Annotated in this window: 15 protein-coding genes and 4 tRNA genes; all 19 read left to right on the forward strand. The window is 56.0% G+C overall.

The window, feature by feature from the left end; all coding sequences use genetic code 11:
* Nucleotides 1-165: 165 nt before the first annotated feature.
* Nucleotides 166-1125: a bifunctional biotin--[acetyl-CoA-carboxylase] ligase/biotin operon repressor BirA gene (birA, locus tag ACCD02_RS28185; protein WP_413309228.1), complete on the forward strand. Its 960-nt coding sequence runs from the start codon at nt 166-168 to the stop codon at nt 1123-1125.
* Nucleotides 1115-1858, forward strand: a complete 744-nt coding sequence (locus tag ACCD02_RS28190; RefSeq protein WP_413309230.1) for a pantothenate kinase — start codon at nt 1115-1117, stop codon at nt 1856-1858. Before birA ends, ACCD02_RS28190 begins: the two co-directional genes overlap by 11 nt.
* 7 nt (nt 1859-1865) lie before the next feature.
* Nucleotides 1866-2297: a hypothetical protein gene (locus ACCD02_RS28195; RefSeq protein ID WP_413309232.1), complete on the forward strand. Its 432-nt coding sequence runs from the start codon at nt 1866-1868 to the stop codon at nt 2295-2297.
* 142 nt (nt 2298-2439) lie between these two features.
* Nucleotides 2440-2524: transfer RNA gene (locus tag ACCD02_RS28200), tRNA-Tyr, on the forward strand.
* Between the two features lie 25 nt (nt 2525-2549).
* Nucleotides 2550-2623: transfer RNA gene (locus tag ACCD02_RS28205), tRNA-Gly, on the forward strand.
* A gap of 25 nt (nt 2624-2648) precedes the next feature.
* Nucleotides 2649-2724, forward strand: a tRNA-Thr gene (locus ACCD02_RS28210).
* A 175-nt stretch (nt 2725-2899) separates the two neighbouring features.
* Nucleotides 2900-2975 (forward strand) — tRNA-Trp (locus tag ACCD02_RS28215).
* Nucleotides 2976-3021: 46 nt separating this feature from the next.
* Nucleotides 3022-3390: a preprotein translocase subunit SecE gene (secE, locus tag ACCD02_RS28220; RefSeq protein WP_413309234.1), complete on the forward strand. Its 369-nt coding sequence runs from the start codon at nt 3022-3024 to the stop codon at nt 3388-3390.
* Nucleotides 3391-3399: 9 nt separating this feature from the next.
* Nucleotides 3400-3933: a transcription termination/antitermination protein NusG gene (gene nusG / locus ACCD02_RS28225; protein WP_010443972.1), complete on the forward strand. Its 534-nt coding sequence runs from the start codon at nt 3400-3402 to the stop codon at nt 3931-3933.
* Between the two features lie 118 nt (nt 3934-4051).
* Entirely contained in the window at nt 4052-4483 is a 432-nt protein-coding gene (rplK, locus tag ACCD02_RS28230; RefSeq protein ID WP_062384456.1) for a 50S ribosomal protein L11, read from the forward strand.
* Nucleotides 4483-5178 (forward strand): 50S ribosomal protein L1, encoded by a 696-nt coding sequence (gene rplA / locus ACCD02_RS28235; RefSeq protein ID WP_099227161.1) that lies wholly within the window; start codon nt 4483-4485, stop codon nt 5176-5178. The genes rplK and rplA overlap by 1 nt, the downstream gene beginning before the upstream one ends.
* A 198-nt stretch (nt 5179-5376) precedes the next feature.
* Nucleotides 5377-5877 (forward strand): 50S ribosomal protein L10, encoded by a 501-nt coding sequence (gene rplJ / locus ACCD02_RS28240; RefSeq protein ID WP_413309237.1) that lies wholly within the window; start codon nt 5377-5379, stop codon nt 5875-5877.
* A gap of 78 nt (nt 5878-5955) precedes the next feature.
* On the forward strand, nt 5956-6321 hold the full coding sequence (rplL, locus tag ACCD02_RS28245) for a 50S ribosomal protein L7/L12 (protein WP_413309239.1): 366 nt from the start codon (nt 5956-5958) through the stop codon (nt 6319-6321).
* A gap of 219 nt (nt 6322-6540) precedes the next feature.
* Entirely contained in the window at nt 6541-10614 is a 4074-nt protein-coding gene (gene rpoB, locus ACCD02_RS28250) for a DNA-directed RNA polymerase subunit beta (protein ID WP_413309241.1), read from the forward strand.
* A 62-nt stretch (nt 10615-10676) separates the two neighbouring features.
* Nucleotides 10677-14876 (forward strand): DNA-directed RNA polymerase subunit beta', encoded by a 4200-nt coding sequence (rpoC, locus tag ACCD02_RS28255; RefSeq protein WP_413309243.1) that lies wholly within the window; start codon nt 10677-10679, stop codon nt 14874-14876.
* 199 nt (nt 14877-15075) lie between these two features.
* On the forward strand, nt 15076-15447 hold the full coding sequence (gene rpsL / locus ACCD02_RS28260) for a 30S ribosomal protein S12 (protein WP_002555494.1): 372 nt from the start codon (nt 15076-15078) through the stop codon (nt 15445-15447).
* Between the two features lie 123 nt (nt 15448-15570).
* A complete protein-coding gene (rpsG, locus tag ACCD02_RS28265; RefSeq protein WP_002555493.1) occupies nt 15571-16041 on the forward strand; it encodes a 30S ribosomal protein S7 in 471 nt (156 codons plus the stop codon).
* 30 nt (nt 16042-16071) lie between these two features.
* A complete protein-coding gene (gene fusA / locus ACCD02_RS28270; RefSeq protein ID WP_413309248.1) occupies nt 16072-18177 on the forward strand; it encodes an elongation factor G in 2106 nt (701 codons plus the stop codon).
* A 31-nt stretch (nt 18178-18208) separates the two neighbouring features.
* On the forward strand, nt 18209-19402 hold the full coding sequence (gene tuf / locus ACCD02_RS28275; protein ID WP_413309250.1) for an elongation factor Tu: 1194 nt from the start codon (nt 18209-18211) through the stop codon (nt 19400-19402).
* The last annotated feature ends 22 nt before the right edge of the window (nt 19403-19424 follow it).

Raw genomic sequence — 19424 nt, forward strand, 5'->3', positions numbered from 1 at the left:
GGTTTCCCCATGTGAGAGTAGGTCATCGTCAAGATTAAATTCCAAAACCCCATTTGCGAAAGCAGATGGGGTTTTGTTTTTTGCGCGAGAAAAACACATTTTCGTTTCTATGCACCGCTAACAGGCATGGCTATTATGCGTGCCTCATTGTCAGGCGATAACTAAATGCTGAGATTGCTCAGGCTTCTCGCTGATGGCGGATTCCATTCCGGGGAAGTTCTGGGACGGGTTCTGGGTGTCAGTCGCAGTGCCGTCTGGAAGCAGTTGCAACTACTCGAGATCGAGTTGGGCGTCGAGATCCATAAGGTGCGTGGCCGAGGCTACCGCCTTGCCCGTCCGGTCTCCTTGCTCGATGCCGAGCAGTTGATGCAGCGTCTACAGGTGCTGGGCTGGTCTGTGCGCGTCCTGGACAGTGTCGACTCGACAAATGCCGAGGCCGCACGTCTTATCGGCTCAGGACATGGCATGCCGGCCCTGGTGCTCGCCGAGCGGCAGACCGCAGGGCGGGGGCGACGTGGTCGTACCTGGGTCAGTCCGTTCGCGGAAAATCTTTATTACAGCCTGGTGCTGCGCATCGATGGTGGCTTGCAACAGCTGGAAGGCTTGAGCCTGGTGGTGGGACTCTCTGTCATGCGCGCGCTGCATGAGGCGGGTGTCTCCAGGGCTGGCCTGAAGTGGCCTAATGACGTGCTGGTGGATGGCCGCAAGATCGCTGGCATTCTCTTGGAGCTGATGGGGGATCCGGCCGATGTCTGCCATCTGGTCATCGGTGTCGGCATAAATGTGAATATGCAGGTCAGTGCTGAGGTCGATCAGGCCTGGACTTCCGCTAGCCTGGAGGTTGGTAGCCTGATAGAGCGTAATGATCTGGTTGTGAGTCTCAGTGAGAAGCTGAATAGATACCTTGCCCTGCATCGTGAGCGCGGATTTACTGCCATTCAGTCTGAATGGGAGCAAAACCACCTGTGGCAAGGGCGTGCCGTGAGCCTGCATGCGGGATCCGGGGTGATTGAGGGGAAAGTCTTGGGTATCGATGCAGTGGGTGCGTTGCGCCTGGAAGTGGCGGGTGTGGAAGAAAGATTCAGTGGTGGTGAGCTCAGTCTGAGGCTGCGTGATGATTCTTGAACTCGATTGCGGCAATAGCTTCATCAAGTGGCGCGTTGTTGAGGGGGCTGCAGTGCTGGCAGGCGGGGTTGCAGACTCTGATGCGGCTCTGCTTGCTCATCTGTCAGGATTGCCCCGCCTCAATCTGAGTCGATGCCGGCTGGTCAGCGTGCGCACCCATGAAGAGACCGACCGGCTGATCCAGGCCCTTGAAGAGGCTTTTACCATCGAGGTGGCTTGCGCAGTGCCGATGCAGGTCTTGGCCGGCGTTGAGAACGGCTATGACGATTATGCGCGGTTGGGGCTGGACCGATGGCTTGCGGTGGTCGGGGCTTTCAATCATGTCCGCAGGGCCTGCCTGGTGATCGACCTGGGGACGGCGGTTACTTCGGACTTTGTTGCAGCGGATGGGCGCCATCTGGGCGGCTTCATCTGTCCTGGTCTGCCGCTCATGCGTAACCAGCTGCGTACGCACACACGGCGGATTCGCTACGATGACGCTGCGGCCGAGCAGGCCCTGACCAGTCTGTCTCCCGGGCGCTCCACGGCTGAAGCGGTCGAGCGAGGCTGTTCATTGATGCTGCGAGGCTTTGTTGCCACCCAGGCCGAGATCGCTCGGGAGTACTGGGACGATGATTTCGCCATTTTTATAACCGGCGGCGATGCTGGCCTGGTCGACGGCGTGCTGCCCGGTGCGCTGGTGGTTCCGGATCTTATCTTCATGGGGCTGGCATTGGCCTGTCCGTTTTCCTGAGGTCTCTATGCGTTGGCTATTTCTGCTGCTGTTGATGCTGAACGGCTTTTATTACGTCTGGCAGCAGCAAGAGGCGCCGTTGCGAGCCAAAGAGATATTGCCGTTGTCGCTGGCAAGATCTTCCCAGCAGGACATTCATCTGCTTAGCGAGTCGGGCGTGGGGCGTGAGCAGGGCGCCGAGGTGGAGCAGAAATGTCTTTATCTGGGTGGGTTTGCTCGCCAGGAGGATGTGCGGGCAGTCGAGCAGCGGCTGATCAGCCTCGATATACAGACCCAATTCAAAGGGCTGCAGGGTGCGAGTGGCAGCACTTATTGGCTGCGTGTGAGTCCGGAAAGTCGGCGTCTGGTTGATGACGTATTGATCCAGGGATTGAGCAAAGACTTCCCGCAATTAAAAAACAAAATAATGTCGTGTGAAGGTGTTGCAACTGCAGATTAGTTTGCATAGAATGGCGCCCGCTTCGCAGTGCGGTGTAAGTTGTAACAAATGCTGCGAAACGGTCAACGGATGTAACCTCATAATTTTTATGAGAAAAAGGTTGACAGAAGGGCAGTAAGCATTGAGAATGCTGCCTCGCTTAGGAGGGGTTCCCGAGCGGCCAAAGGGATCAGACTGTAAATCTGACGTCTACGACTTCGAAGGTTCGAATCCTTCCCCCTCCACCATATTCAAGCGTGAGCTGTAGGTAGTGCGGGTATAGTTTAGTGGTAGAACCTCAGCCTTCCAAGCTGATGATGCGGGTTCGATTCCCGCTACCCGCTCCAGGTTACAGATTGTGCAAAGTGTTTCGCTCTTGTAGCTCAGTTGGTAGAGCACACCCTTGGTAAGGGTGAGGTCAGCGGTTCAAATCCGCTCAAGAGCTCCATTATCAAAGGCAGATATGAAAATATCTGCCTTTGTTTTAGGCGGTCGATCTGAGTGTCGATGCCTTGATTCAGTGGTTGTCTGGCGTTGCCAGAGTGGTAAATGCGGCAACCGGCTGAATAGATGTTGAAAAAATATTTTCAGGTCAGCATAATGGTCGGCCTGATTTTGCTTTTAGGTCAGTAGCTCAATTGGCAGAGCGACGGTCTCCAAAACCGTAGGTTGGGGGTTCGATTCCCTCCTGACCTGCCAGATTCACTCAGTGTTATCTGGCTTTCTTTTCACAGGATCTTCGTAGATGACTCCCAAAGCTGAAGCCCAAGACTCACGTTTTGACTTGCTGAAATGGCTGCTGGTGGTCGTTCTGGTTGCCGTAGGTGTAGTTGGTAACCAGTACTTCTCTGCGCAGCCGATCCTGTATCGCGTCCTTGTGCTGCTTGTTATTGCTGCTGCTGCTGGCTTTATCGCTCTGCAGACTGGCAAAGGCAAGGCTTTCTTCGTTCTGGCGAAAGAAGCGCGCACCGAAATTCGTAAAGTCGTTTGGCCCACTCGCCAGGAGACTACTCAGACCACTCTGATCGTAGTCGCTGTAGTGCTGGTGATGGCCTTGCTGCTGTGGGGGCTTGATTCCCTGCTCGGCTGGCTTGTTTCTTTGATTGTTGGCTAAGGGTGTCCCGTGGCTAAGCGTTGGTACGTAGTGCATGCTTATTCGGGTTACGAGAAGCATGTAATGCGCTCGTTGATCGAGCGCGTGAAGCTGGCTGGCATGGAAGACGGCTTCGGTGAGATTCTGGTTCCTACCGAAGAAGTCGTTGAAATGCGCAACGGCCAAAAGCGTAAGAGCGAGCGGAAGTTTTTCCCTGGCTACGTGCTTGTCCAGATGGACATGAATGAAGGCACCTGGCACTTGGTGAAAGACACGCCTCGCGTGATGGGCTTCATCGGTGGTACTGCCGACAAGCCTGCGCCAATCACCGACAAGGAAGCTGAAGCTATCCTGCGTCGCGTTGCCGATGGTAGTGACAAGCCGAAGCCGAAGACCCTGTTCGAGCCGGGTGAAGTCGTTCGCGTTACAGACGGTCCGTTTGCTGATTTTAACGGTACCGTCGAAGAAGTTAACTACGAAAAGAGCCGCATTCAAGTCGCAGTGCTCATTTTCGGACGCTCTACTCCGGTAGAGCTTGAGTTCAGTCAGGTCGAAAAGGTCTAACTGAGCAAGAATCCCATACCCCGCAGCCCTGGGCTGTGGGGTTTTTTCGTCACTGGGATAAACGTGCAAGTAACCGGGGAGCCTTAACTGGCGTTCGAACCCGTAATTGGAGTGCCTCATGGCCAAGAAGATTACCGCTTACATCAAGCTGCAAGTGAAGGCCGCTCAGGCTAACCCAAGCCCGCCCGTCGGTCCTGCTCTGGGTCAGCACGGCGTGAACATCATGGAATTCTGCAAGGCTTTCAACGCCCGTACTCAGGGTCTTGAGCCAGGTCTGCCGACTCCAGTGATCATCACTGTCTACAGCGACCGCAGCTTCACTTTTGAAACCAAAAGCACCCCGGCTTCGGTCCTGCTGAAGAAAGCAGCTGGCCTGACCAGCGGTTCGGCTCGTCCGAACACTGTTAAAGTCGGTACCGTGACCCGTGCTCAGCTGGAAGATATCGCGAAAGTTAAAAACGCGGATCTGACTGCTGCTGACATGGAAGCAGCCGTGCGTACCATCGCCGGTTCTGCTCGTTCCATGGGCCTCAACGTGGAGGGTGTGTAATGGCTAAGCTGACCAAACGTCAAAAGGCAATCGCCGGCAAAATCGAAGCAGGCAAGGCCTACAACTTCGTTGACGCTGCTGCGCTGCTGACCGAACTGTCCACCGTTAAATTCAGCGAGTCCGTAGACGTTGCTGTAAACCTCGGTGTTGACCCGCGTAAATCTGACCAGGTTGTTCGTAGCGCTACTGTGCTGCCACACGGCACTGGCAAGACCGTTCGCGTTGCTGTGTTCACCCAGGGTCCAGCTGCCGAGGCCGCTCTGGCTGCCGGCGCTGATCGCGTTGGTATGGACGATCTGGCTGCCGAAATGAAAGCCGGCGACCTGAACTATGACGTCGTTATCGCATCCCCTGATGCAATGCGCGTTGTAGGTCAGTTGGGTCAGGTTCTGGGTCCACGTGGCCTGATGCCTAACCCGAAAGTCGGCACTGTTACTCCTGACGTCGCTAACGCCGTCAAGAATGCCAAGGCTGGTCAGGTTCGTTATCGCACCGACAAAAACGGCATCATTCACACTTCCGTTGGCAAGGTCGGTTTCGACGCCGTCAAGCTGAAGGAAAACGTTGAAGCCCTGATCGCTGATTTGAAGCGTATCAAGCCGGCTTCCTCGAAAGGTATCTACGTCAAGCGCGTTACCCTGAGCACCACTATGGGCCCAGGTCTGGTCATCGACCAAGGCTCGCTGGACGCGTAACACAGAGCGGTGCGCTTGATTGCGCACCACTCGAAAGATTGGGGTCCCTGCCTGGCGGGGGCTATCCAAGACCGTAGGCGACGCAAGTCTTAAACCTCAAGCCTACGCAGATGGTGCTCCCGGTTCCTTACCGAATCAGACACCAAAACGACATCCGGCTCCGGCCAGATGAAACGGTAACAAGCAGGAGTTAAACCCGTGGCAATTAAACTCGAAGACAAGAAGGCCATCGTCGCTGAAGTCAACGAGGCTGCCAAAGTCGCTCTGTCTGCTGTCGTGGCTGATGCCCGTGGCGTGACAGTAGGCGCGATGACCGGACTCCGTAAAGAGGCTCGTGAAGCTGGCGTTTACGTACGTGTCGTACGTAACACCCTGCTCAAGCGCGCCGTTGCTGACACTCAATACAGTGTCCTCAACGATGCGTTCACCGGCCCGACCTTGATCGCGTTCTCCAACGAACATCCAGGCGCTGCTGCCCGTTTGTTCAAAGAGTTCGCCAAAGGTCAGGACAAGTTCGAGATCAAGGCAGCTGCGTTCGAGGGCAAGTTCCTCGCAGCTAATCAGATCGACGTACTGGCAACCTTGCCGACCCGTGACGAAGCAATTTCCCAGCTGATGAGCGTGATTCAAGGCGCTACCAGCAAATTGGCTCGTATTCTGGCGGCAGTTCGCGAACAGAAAGAAGCTGCTGCAGCCTAAGGCCGCACACCTCTTCTCGCGTATTTTTGTTTATTTCGAAGGCCGCATAGGCCCTCACACAATTCAGGAATTAGAGTCATGTCTATCTCTCAAGACGATATCCTCAACGCCGTAGCTGAAATGTCTGTTCTGCAGGTTGTTGAGCTGATCAAAGCTTTCGAAGAAAAATTCGGCGTTTCCGCTGCTGCTGCTTCGGCAGGTCCAGCTGTTGCTGCTGCTGTTGTTGAAGAGCAAACCGAATTCAACGTCATGCTGGTTGAAGCTGGCGAGAAGAAAGTTAACGTGATCAAGGCAGTACGTGAACTGACCGGTCTGGGCCTGAAAGAAGCCAAGGCAGTCGTTGACGGCGCACCAGCAATGGTCCTGGAAGCTGTTGCCAAAGACGCAGCTGACAAGGCTAAAGCAGCCTTGGAAGAAGCAGGCGCTAAAGTCGAGCTGAAATAAGTATCGACTTTGCGTAACCAGCCGAAGCGGTAAGCGGAAGGCTGATGGCTGGTGGCTTTTGCCACCGGCCTTTTTCCGTTCTAGACAGCTGATCAGGTCAGTGTCTTTAACGTGCAGGAACCGCCCGAGAGGCGGCGCAAACCAAGGGGTTTGCACGATTTTCTGGCTGCTCCCGTCGGGAGAAGCCAAACAAGCAGGTGACCAAGCTGGGGAACGCTGATGGCTTACTCATATACTGAGAAAAAACGTATCCGCAAGGACTTTAGCAAGTTGCCGGACGTAATGGATGTGCCGTATCTCCTGGCCATCCAGCTGGATTCGTATCGCGAATTCCTGCAAGCGGGAGCGACCAAAGATCAGTTCCGCGACGTCGGTCTGCATGCAGCCTTCAAATCCGTTTTCCCGATCATCAGCTACTCCGGCAATGCTGCGCTGGAGTATGTAGGTTATCGCTTGGGCGAACCGGCATTTGATGTCAAAGAGTGCGTACTGCGCGGTGTGACTTACGCAGTACCTCTGCGGGTCAAGGTCCGTCTGATCATTTTCGACAAAGAATCGTCGAACAAAGCGATCAAGGACATCAAAGAGCAAGAAGTCTACATGGGTGAAATCCCCCTGATGACTGAAAACGGTACCTTCGTAATCAACGGTACCGAGCGCGTTATCGTTTCCCAGCTGCACCGTTCGCCTGGTGTGTTCTTCGACCACGACCGTGGCAAGACGCACAGCTCCGGCAAGCTGCTGTACTCTGCGCGCATCATTCCTTACCGCGGTTCGTGGCTGGACTTCGAGTTCGATCCAAAGGACTGTGTATTCGTCCGTATCGACCGTCGTCGCAAGCTGCCGGCTTCGGTGCTGCTGCGTGCGCTCGGCTACACCACTGAAGAAGTGCTTGATGCCTTCTACAGCACCAACGTATTCCACGTTAAGGGCGAGACCCTGAGCCTGGAGCTGGTGCCTCAGCGCCTGCGTGGTGAAATTGCCGTCCTGGATATCCAGGATGAAAACGGCAAGGTGATCGTCGAGCAAGGCCGCCGTATCACTGCGCGCCACATCAATCAGCTGGAAAAGGCTGGTATCAAAGAGCTGCAAGTGCCTCTGGACTACGTCCTGGGTCGCACTACGGCCAAGGTGATCGTGCACCCGGCTACCGGCGAAATCATTGCTGAGTGCAACACCGAGCTGAACACCGAGATCCTGGCCAAGATTGCCAAGGCTCAGGTCGTTCGCCTCGAAACGTTGTACACCAACGATATCGACTGTGGTCCGTTCGTCTCCGACACCTTGAAGATCGACTCCACCAGCAACCAACTGGAAGCGCTGGTCGAGATCTATCGCATGATGCGTCCTGGCGAGCCGCCAACCAAGGATGCTGCCGAGACCCTGTTCAACAACCTGTTCTTCAGCCCTGAGCGCTATGACCTGTCTGCGGTCGGCCGGATGAAGTTCAACCGTCGTATCGGTCGTACCGAGATCGAAGGTTCGGGCGTGCTGTGCAAGGAAGATATCGTTGCCGTCCTCAAGACGCTGGTCGATATCCGTAACGGCAAAGGCATCGTCGACGACATCGACCATCTGGGTAACCGTCGCGTTCGCTGCGTAGGCGAAATGGCCGAGAACCAGTTCCGTGTAGGTCTGGTCCGTGTCGAGCGTGCGGTTAAAGAGCGTCTGTCGATGGCGGAGAGCGAAGGCCTGATGCCTCAGGACCTGATCAACGCCAAGCCAGTCGCTGCCGCGGTGAAAGAGTTCTTCGGTTCCAGCCAGCTGTCCCAGTTCATGGACCAGAACAACCCGCTGTCCGAGATCACCCACAAGCGCCGTGTCTCCGCACTCGGCCCTGGCGGTCTGACTCGTGAACGCGCCGGCTTCGAAGTCCGCGACGTACACCCGACCCACTACGGTCGTGTCTGCCCGATTGAAACGCCGGAAGGTCCGAACATCGGCCTGATCAACTCCCTGGCGGCCTATGCGCGCACCAACCAGTACGGCTTCCTGGAAAGCCCGTACCGTGTGGTGAAGAACGCACTGGTCACCGACGAGATCGTCTTCCTGTCGGCTATTGAAGAAGCTGACCACGTCATCGCTCAGGCTTCGGCCACGATGAACGACAAGAAGGTGCTGATCGACGAGCTGGTAGCCGTACGTCACCTGAACGAGTTCACGGTCAAGGCGCCTGACGACGTAACCCTGATGGACGTTTCGCCCAAGCAGGTAGTCTCGGTAGCAGCCTCGCTGATCCCGTTCCTCGAGCACGACGACGCCAACCGTGCGTTGATGGGTTCGAACATGCAGCGTCAAGCGGTCCCAACCCTGCGTGCTGACAAGCCGCTGGTCGGTACCGGTATGGAGCGCAACGTTGCGCGCGACTCCGGCGTTTGCGTCGTGGCTCGCCGTGGCGGTGTGATCGACTCCGTCGATGCCAGCCGTATCGTGGTTCGTGTTGCTGATGATGAAGTCGAGCCGGGCGAAGCAGGTGTAGATATCTACAACCTGACCAAGTACACCCGCTCCAACCAGAACACCTGCATCAACCAGCGTCCGCTGGTGAGCAAAGGTGATCGCATCCAGCGCAGCGACATCATGGCTGACGGTCCGTCGACCGATATGGGTGAGCTGGCTCTGGGCCAGAACATGCGCATCGCGTTCATGGCCTGGAACGGTTTCAACTTCGAAGACTCCATCTGCCTGTCCGAGCGTGTGGTTCAGGAAGATCGCTTTACCACGATCCACATTCAGGAACTGACCTGTGTGGCGCGTGATACCAAGCTTGGGCCTGAGGAAATCACTGCCGACATCCCGAACGTGGGTGAAGCGGCACTGAACAAACTGGACGAAGCCGGTATCGTTTACGTCGGTGCTGAAGTTGGCCCGGGCGACATTCTGGTCGGTAAAGTCACGCCAAAAGGCGAGACCCAGCTGACGCCAGAAGAAAAACTGCTGCGCGCCATCTTCGGTGAGAAAGCCAGCGACGTTAAAGACACCTCCCTGCGCGTGCCAACCGGCACCAAAGGTACGGTCATTGACGTTCAGGTCTTCACCCGTGACGGCGTTGAGCGTGACGCTCGTGCACTGTCCATCGAGAAGTCCCAGCTGGACGAGATCCGCAAGGATCTGAACGAAGAGTTCCGTATCGTTGAAGGTGCAACCTTCGAGCGTCTGCGTTCCGCGCTGGTCGGTCGTATCGCCGAAGGTGGTGCTGGCCTTAAGAAAGGTCAGGAAATCACCAACGAGATCCTCGACGGTCTGGAGCACGGCCAGTGGTTCAAACTGCGCATGGCCGAAGACGCGCTGAACGAACAACTCGAGAAAGCCCAGGCTTACATCGTTGATCGTCGCCGTCTGCTGGACGACAAGTTCGAAGACAAGAAACGCAAGCTGCAACAGGGCGATGACCTGGCACCGGGCGTTCTGAAAATCGTCAAGGTCTACCTGGCAATCCGTCGCCGCATCCAGCCGGGCGACAAGATGGCCGGTCGTCACGGTAACAAGGGTGTGGTCTCCGTGATCATGCCGGTTGAAGACATGCCGCACGACGCCAACGGTACTCCGGTGGACATCGTACTGAACCCGTTGGGCGTACCTTCGCGTATGAACGTTGGTCAGATTCTCGAGACACACCTGGGCCTCGCGGCCAAGGGTCTGGGCGAGAAGATCAACCGCATGCTCGAAGAGCAGCGTAAAGTTGCTGAGCTGCGCAAGTTCATGACCGAGATCTACAACGAGATCGGTGGTCGTCAAGAGAACCTGGAAGACCTTAGCGATAAGGAAATCATGGATCTGGCGAAGAACCTGCGTAACGGCGTACCAATGGCGACTCCGGTGTTCGACGGCGCCAAGGAAAGCGAAATCAAGGCAATGCTCAAGCTGGCTGACATGCCAGAGAGCGGCCAGATGCAGCTGTTCGATGGTCGTACCGGTAACAAGTTCGAGCGTCCGGTCACCGTTGGCTACATGTACATGCTGAAGCTGAACCACTTGGTGGACGACAAGATGCACGCGCGTTCCACTGGTTCTTACAGCCTGGTTACCCAGCAGCCGCTGGGTGGTAAGGCTCAGTTCGGTGGTCAGCGTTTCGGGGAGATGGAGGTGTGGGCGCTGGAAGCATATGGCGCGGCATACACCCTGCAAGAAATGCTCACAGTGAAGTCGGACGATGTGAACGGTCGTACCAAGATGTACAAAAACATCGTGGACGGCGATCACCGTATGGAGCCGGGCATGCCCGAGTCCTTCAACGTGTTGATCAAAGAAATTCGTTCCCTCGGCATCGATATCGATCTGGAAACCGAATAACACGTGACGCGAATGGAAGAGGGCGGTGACGCCCCCTTCCTGCTCCGCCAGGAGGAAAGGCCTTGAAAGACCTACTGAATTTGCTGAAAAACCAGGGTCAAGTCGAAGAGTTCGACGCCATCCGTATCGGATTGGCCTCGCCTGAGATGATCCGTTCGTGGTCGTTCGGTGAAGTTAAAAAGCCGGAAACCATCAACTACCGTACGTTCAAACCCGAGCGTGACGGCCTGTTCTGCGCCAAGATCTTTGGCCCGGTAAAGGATTACGAGTGCCTGTGCGGTAAGTACAAGCGCTTGAAGCATCGTGGCGTGATCTGCGAGAAGTGCGGCGTTGAAGTTGCACTGGCCAAGGTCCGTCGTGAGCGTATGGCTCACATCGAGCTGGCTTCGCCTGTAGCCCACATCTGGTTCCTGAAATCGCTGCCGTCCCGTATCGGCCTGCTGATGGACATGACTCTGCGTGATATCGAACGCGTTCTCTACTTCGAGAGCTATGTCGTTATCGATCCGGGCATGACCACTCTGGAAAAAGGTCAGCTGCTCAACGACGAGCAGTACTTCGAAGCGCTGGAAGAGTTCGGCGATGACTTCGACGCCCGCATGGGTGCCGAGGCTGTCCGCGAGCTGCTGCACGCTATCGACCTGGAGCACGAGATTGGCCGCCTGCGTGAAGAAATTCCGCAAACCAACTCCGAAACCAAGATCAAGAAGCTGTCCAAGCGCCTGAAGTTGATGGAAGCCTTCCAGGGCTCCGGCAACCTTCCTGAATGGATGGTGTTGACCGTTCTGCCGGTTCTGCCGCCAGACCTGCGTCCACTGGTCCCGCTGGATGGTGGTCGCTTCGCGACTTCCGACCTCAACGATCTGTATCGTCGAGTGATCAACCGTAACAACCGCTTGAAGCGTCTGCTCGATCTGTCCGCTCCGGACATCATCGTGCGTAACGAAAAGCGTATGTTGCAGGAAGCTGTCGACGCACTGCTCGACAACGGTCGTCGTGGCCGCGCTATCACCGGTTCCAACAAGCGTCCTCTGAAATCCCTGGCTGACATGATCAAGGGTAAACAAGGTCGTTTCCGTCAGAACTTGCTCGGTAAGCGCGTTGACTACTCCGGTCGTTCGGTAATTACCGTGGGTCCGACCCTGCGTCTGCACCAGTGCGGTCTGCCGAAGAAGATGGCCCTGGAGCTGTTCAAGCCGTTCATTTTCGGCAAGCTGGAAATGCGTGGTCTCGCTACCACCATCAAAGCGGCCAAGAAAATGGTCGAGCGCGAGCTGCCAGAGGTCTGGGACGTTCTCGCTGAAGTGATTCGCGAACACCCGGTGCTGCTGAACCGTGCGCCTACTCTTCACCGTCTGGGCATCCAGGCGTTTGAACCGGTACTGATCGAAGGTAAGGCTATCCAGCTGCACCCTCTGGTCTGTGCTGCGTACAACGCCGACTTCGACGGCGACCAGATGGCTGTACACGTACCGCTGACGCTGGAAGCCCAGCTCGAAGCGCGTGCACTGATGATGTCGACCAACAACATCCTGTCGCCAGCGAACGGTGAGCCGATCATCGTTCCGTCCCAGGACGTTGTATTGGGTCTGTACTACATGACTCGTGAAGCGATCAACGCCAAGGGCGAAGGTCGTGTGTTCGCGGATCTGCAGGAAGTTGACCGGGTATTCCGCGCCGGCGAAGCCGCGCTGCATGCCAAGGTCAAAGTGCGGATCAACGAAACCGTCAACGACCGTGACGGCGGCAGCGTGAGCGGCACCCGTATTGTCGACACTACCGTCGGCCGTGCACTGCTGTATCAGGTTGTGCCAAAAGGTCTGTCGTACGACGTCGTCAACCAGCCAATGAAGAAAAAGGCGATCTCCAAGCTGATCAACCAGTGCTACCGCGTGGTTGGTCTGAAAGAGACCGTGATCTTCGCTGACCAGTTGATGTACACCGGTTTTGCCTACTCGACGATCTCGGGTGTTTCCATCGGCGTTAACGACTTCGTTATCCCGGATGAGAAAGCTCGCATCATCGATGCCGCTACCGAAGAAGTTAAAGAGATCGAAAGCCAGTACGCATCGGGCCTGGTTACCCAGGGCGAGAAGTACAACAAGGTGATCGACCTCTGGTCGAAGGCGAACGACGAAGTTTCCAAGGCAATGATGTCCAACCTCTCGAAAGAGAAAGTGGTCGATCGCCATGGCGACACCGTTGACCAGGAGTCCTTCAACTCGATGTACATGATGGCCGACTCGGGTGCGCGGGGTTCCGCAGCACAGATTCGCCAGCTGGCCGGTATGCGTGGTCTGATGGCCAAGCCGGACGGTTCCATCATCGAAACGCCGATTACGGCGAACTTCCGTGAAGGTTTGAGCGTACTTCAGTACTTCATCTCGACTCACGGTGCTCGTAAAGGTTTGGCGGATACCGCGTTGAAAACCGCGAACTCCGGTTACCTGACTCGTCGTCTGGTAGACGTGGCGCAAGACCTGGTTGTGACCGAGGTCGATTGCGGCACCGAGCATGGCCTGGTGATGACGCCGCACATTGAAGGCGGCGACGTTGTAGAGCCACTGGGTGAGCGCGTACTGGGTCGAGTGATCGCCCGTGACGTATTCAAGCCAGGCACCGAAGAAGTCATCGTTCCTGCCGGTACGCTGGTAGACGAGAAGTGGGTCGAATTCATCGAGCTCAACAGCATCGACGAAGTGATCGTGCGTTCGCCGATCAGCTGCGAAACCCGCTACGGCATCTGCGCCAAGTGCTACGGCCGTGATCTGGCTCGTGGTCACCAGGTGAACATTGGTGAAGCTGTCGGCGTTATCGCTGCACAGTCCATCGGTGAGCCGGGTACCCAGCTGACCATGCGTACGTTCCACATCGGTGGTGCGGCAAGCCGGACCTCCGCTGCTGACAGCGTTCAGGTGAAGAATGGTGGTACTGTCCGTCTGCACAACCTCAAGCACGTAGAGCGTGTTGATGGTCACCTGGTTGCGGTATCCCGTTCGGGCGAGCTGGCGATTGCGGACGACTTCGGTCGTGAGCGCGAGCGCTACAAGCTGCCGTACGGTGCGGTGATTTCCGTGAAGGAAGGCGACAAGGTCGACGCTGGCTCCATCGTGGCCAAGTGGGACCCGCACACCCACCCGATCGTTACCGAAATGAAAGGTACCGTGACCTACGTGGGCATGGAAGAAGGCATCACGATCAAGCGTCAGACAGACGAATTGACCGGTATGACCAACATTGAAGTCCTGGACGCCAAAGACCGTCCTGCTGCCGGCAAGGACATCCGTCCTGCCGTCAAGATGGTCGGTCTGGATGGCAAGGATCTGTTGCTGCCAGGTACTGACGTACCGGCTCAGTACTTCCTGCCAGCCAACGCCCTGGTCGGTGTTGCGGATGGTGCGCAGATTGCGATCGGTGACGTTATCGCTCGTATTCCGCAGGAAACTTCGAAGACGCGTGACATCACCGGTGGTCTGCCGCGTGTTGCCGACCTGTTCGAAGCTCGTCGTCCGAAAGAGGCGTCGATCCTGGCAGAAGTCAGCGGTACCATCGCCTTCGGTAAAGAGACCAAGGGCAAGCGCCGCCTGGTCATTACACCGAACGACGGTAGCGATCCGTACGAGGAGCTGATTCCGAAGTGGCGTCACCTGAACGTCTTCGAAGGCGAACAAGTGAACCGCGGCGAAGTTATCTCCGACGGCCCGAGCGATCCGCACGACATCCTGCGTCTGCTGGGTGTGAGTGCACTGGCCAAGTACATCGTCAACGAGATTCAGGACGTTTACCGCCTGCAAGGGGTAAAAATCAACGACAAGCACATCGAGACCATCCTGCGTCAGATGCTGCGTAAAGTTGAGATCTCCGAATCCGGCGATTCCAGTTTCATCAAGGGCGACCAGATGGAACTGACACATGTACTGGTAGAAAACGAGCGTCTGAGCGCGGATGATAAATTTATCTCCAAGTTCACTCGCGTACTGCTGGGTATCACCAAGGCATCGTTGTCGACCGAATCGTTCATCTCCGCGGCCTCCTTCCAGGAGACAACCCGCGTACTGACCGAAGCGGCCGTTACCGGCAAGCGTGACTACCTGCGCGGCTTGAAAGAAAACGTGGTCGTGGGTCGTCTGATCCCGGCCGGTACAGGTCTGGCTTACCACAGCGAACGCAAGCGTCGCCGTGAAATCGACAAGCCGCTGCGCGTAAGCGCCAGTGAAGTCGAAGCCGCCCTGACTGAAGCGTTGAACTCGAGCGGTAATTGAGAGTAGAGCCCTGGTTTTTTCCTCTCGGATCTGGTGGCTGAAGCCGCCAGATCCTTGATGACAAGATCGGGGCTCTGTCTTGACTGGGGACAGGATCCTCTTTAGACTCTTGTACCCCTAAATTTGGCGGAACTCGCGTTCTGCCATTTTGCTTTTCTTGTAAGACAATAGCGTCGCAAGACAACAGTGGAGCTAGTAGATGGCAACTATCAACCAGCTGGTACGTCAGCCGCGTAAGCGTATCGTCGAGAAATCCGACGTGCCTGCGCTGCAGAACTGCCCGCAACGTCGTGGCGTATGCACCCGTGTGTATACCACTACGCCGAAAAAACCTAACTCGGCACTGCGTAAAGTATGCCGCGTGCGCCTGACCAACGGTTTCGAGGTTTCCTCGTACATCGGCGGTGAAGGCCACAACCTGCAAGAGCACAGCGTGGTACTGATCCGCGGCGGTCGTGTAAAAGACTTGCCAGGTGTTCGTTACCACACCGTTCGCGGCTCCTTGGATACCTCCGGCGTTAAAGGCCGTAACCAGGGTCGTTCGAAGTACGGTACCAAGAAGCCGAAGTAGTCTTCGGTTTCCTGTGACAAAAAGCAGATTTCTATTTTTCTGAGTCGATAAGAGTAAGGTCGGGCGCATCCTGAACAGGGTGGTGGTCCCGAGCTAACCTGAAGACCGTTTGAGGGCTTATCCATGCCAAGAAGACGCGTAGCAGCCAAGCGCGAAGTGCTTGACGATCCAAAATACGGAAGCCAAATCCTGGCCAAGTTCATGAACCACGTGATGGAAAGCGGCAAGAAAGCCGTTGCCGAGCGTATCGTTTATGGCGCGCTGGAAAAGGTTAAAGAACGCAAGAACAGCGACCCCCTGGAAATCTTCGAGAAAGCTCTCGACGCCATCGCTCCGCTGGTCGAAGTGAAGTCGCGCCGTGTAGGCGGTGCTACTTACCAGGTTCCGGTCGAAGTTCGCCCGTCCCGTCGTAATGCTCTGGCAATGCGTTGGCTGGTAGACTTCGCGCGCAAGCGCGGTGAGAAGTCTATGGCTCTGCGTTTGGCTGGCGAGCTGTTGGACGCCGCCGAAGGTAAAGGTGCTGCGGTTAAGAAGCGTGAAGACGTGCACCGTATGGCTGAAGCCAACAAGGCTTTCTCGCACTACCGCTTCTAATTTCAGCGTCACTAATTTTGCGAGGGCTTTATGGCTCGTACTACTCCGATTAACCGCTACCGTAACATCGGTATCGTTGCTCACGTGGATGCTGGTAAAACCACCACCACCGAGCGCGTCCTTTTTTACACCGGCAAAAGCCACAAGATGGGCGAGGTGCATGATGGCGCCGCGACCACCGACTGGATGGTTCAGGAGCAGGAGCGTGGTATTACCATTACTTCTGCTGCTATTACTGCCTTCTGGCAGGGTTCCGAGAAGCAGCACAAAGACCAGTATCGCTTCAACGTGATTGACACCCCGGGCCACGTAGACTTCACCATTGAAGTTGAGCGTTCCCTGCGTGTTCTCGACGGCGCGGTCGTGGTGTTCTGTGGTACTTCCGGTGTTGAGCCTCAGTCCGAAACCGTATGGCGTCAAGCCAACAAATACGGCGTTCCGCGTATCGTTTACGTGAACAAGATGGACCGTGCTGGCGCGAACTTTCTGCGCGTAATTGCTCAGATCAAGCAGCGTCTGGGTCACACTCCGGTGCCGATCCAGTTGGCTATCGGTTCCGAAGACAACTTCCAGGGTCAGATCGATCTGATGGCCATGGAAGCTGTTTACTGGAACGATGCTGACAAGGGCATGGCTCCACGTCGCGAGCCGATTCCTGCTGAGCTGCAGGAGCTGGCTGACGAATGGCGCAGCAACATGGTTGAGGCTGCGGCTGAAGCCAGCGAAGAGCTGATGAACAAGTACCTCGAAGGTGAAGAACTCACCAACGAGGAAATCAAGGCCGCTCTGCGTCAGCGTACTATCGCTGGTGAGATCGTTCTGGCTGTTTGCGGTTCTTCCTTCAAGAACAAGGGTGTTCCCCTGGTTCTCGACGCCGTTATCGACTACCTGCCGGCTCCGACCGACATTCCTGCCATCAAGGGTACCGACCCGGATGACGAGGAAGTTCAAATGGAGCGTCATGCAGACGACAACGAGCCGTTCTCGGCTCTGGCGTTCAAGATCGCTACTGACCCATTCGTGGGTACTCTGACTTTCGTTCGAGTTTACTCGGGCGTGTTGGCCTCCGGCGACGGCGTGATCAACTCGGTCAAGGGCAAGAAAGAGCGTGTAGGTCGTATGGTGCAGATGCACGCCAACGCCCGTGAAGAGATCAAGGAAGTGCGCGCTGGCGACATCGCGGCCCTGATCGGCATGAAGGACGTCACCACTGGTGAAACCTTGTGCAACGCTGACAAGCCAATCATCCTGGTTCGGATGGACTTCCCGGAGCCCGTTATTTCGGTTGCCGTTGAGCCAAAAACCAAGGATGACCAGGAAAAAATGGGTATCGCACTGGGCAAGCTCGCTCAGGAAGACCCTTCTTTCCGCGTCAAGACTGATGAGGAGACTGGTCAAACGATCATCTCCGGCATGGGCGAATTGCACCTGGACATCCTGGTTGACCGGATGCGCCGTGAGTTCAACGTCGAAGCCAACATCGGTAAGCCTCAGGTTTCGTATCGTGAGCGCATCACGAAGAACTGTGAAATCGAAGGCAAGTTCGTTCGTCAATCCGGCGGTCGTGGCCAGTTCGGTCACTGCTGGATCCGTTTTGCTCCTGCTGATGAAGGTCAGGAAGGTCTGCAATTCGTGAACGAAGTGGTGGGTGGTGTGGTCCCTAAGGAATACATCCCGGCTATCCAGAAGGGTATCGAAGAGCAGATGAAGAACGGCGTTGTTGCCGGCTATCCGCTGATCGGCCTGAAGGCTACCGTGTTTGATGGTTCCTACCACGACGTCGACTCGAACGAGATGGCGTTTAAGGTGGCTGCTTCCATGGCGACCAAGCAACTGGCCCAGAAGGGTGGTGGTGAGTTGCTCGAGCCGATCATGGCGGTAGAGGTTGTTACGCCTGAAGACTATATGGGTGACGTGATGGGCGACCTTAACCGTCGTCGCGGCATGATCCTGGGTATGGAAGATACGGTTTCCGGCAAGGTGATTCGCGCTGAGGTTCCGTTGGGTGAGATGTTCGGTTATGCGACCGACGTTCGCTCCATGTCCCAAGGTCGCGCAAGCTACTCTATGGAATTCAAAAAATACAATACAGCTCCGTCGCACATCGTCGAAACTGTAACCAAAAAACAAGGCTGATTCAGCGCCTTTAGGCTAGGAGTTATTTGTCGTGGCTAAAGAAAAATTTGAACGTAACAAACCGCACGTCAACGTTGGCACCATCGGTCACGTTGACCACGGTAAAACCACTCTGACCGCTGCTCTGACTCGCGTTTGTTCCGAAGTTTTCGGTTCGGCTAAAGTCGACTTCGACAAAATCGACAGCGCACCAGAAGAAAAAGCTCGCGGTATCACCATCAACACCGCTCACGTTGAATACGATTCGGCCGTGCGTCACTACGCACACGTTGACTGCCCAGGTCACGCCGACTACGTAAAAAACATGATCACCGGTGCTGCCCAGATGGACGGCGCGATCCTGGTTTGCTCGGCCGCCGATGGTCCGATGCCACAAACCCGTGAGCACATCCTGCTGTCCCGTCAGGTTGGCGTTCCGTACATCGTTGTCTTCCTGAACAAGGCTGACATGGTTGACGACGCTGAGCTGCTGGAACTGGTTGAAATGGAAGTGCGCGATCTGCTGAGCACTTACGACTTCCCAGGCGACGATACCCCGATCATCATCGGTTCGGCTCTGATGGCTCTGAACGGCCAAGACGACAACGAAATGGGTACCACCGCAGTCAAGAAGCTGGTTGAAACTCTGGACAGCTACATCCCGCAACCAGAGCGCGCAATCGACAAGCCATTCCTGATGCCAATCGAGGACGTGTTCTCGATCTCGGGTCGCGGTACCGTTGTTACCGGTCGTGTTGAGCGCGGTATCATCAAGATCCAGGAAGAAGTGGAAATCGTAGGTCTGCGTGACACTACCAAGACTACTTGCACTGGCGTTGAGATGTTCCGCAAGCTGCTGGACGAAGGTCGTGCTGGTGAGAACTGCGGCGTTCTGCTGCGTGGCACCAAGCGTGACGACGTTGAGCGTGGCCAGGTTCTGGTCAAGCCAGGCACCGTCAAGCCGCACACTCAGTTCGAAGCCGAAATCTACGTTCTGAGCAAAGAAGAAGGCGGTCGTCACACTCCTTTCTTCAAGGGCTACCGTCCACAGTTCTACTTCCGTACTACCGACGTAACTGGTAGCTGCGAACTGCCGGAAGGCATCGAAATGGTTATGCCAGGTGATAACGTTAAAGTTTCCGTTACCCTGATCAAGCCAATCGCAATGGAAGATGGTCTGCGTTTCGCAATCCGTGAAGGCGGTCGTACCGTCGGCGCTGGCGTCGTAGCCAAAATCATCGCGTAAGCGTTGATTCAAAAAAGAAGCC

Origin of the sequence: Pseudomonas sp. Pseusp88, assembly GCF_047303955.1 — a bacterium.
Taxonomy (GTDB): domain Bacteria; phylum Pseudomonadota; class Gammaproteobacteria; order Pseudomonadales; family Pseudomonadaceae; genus Aquipseudomonas.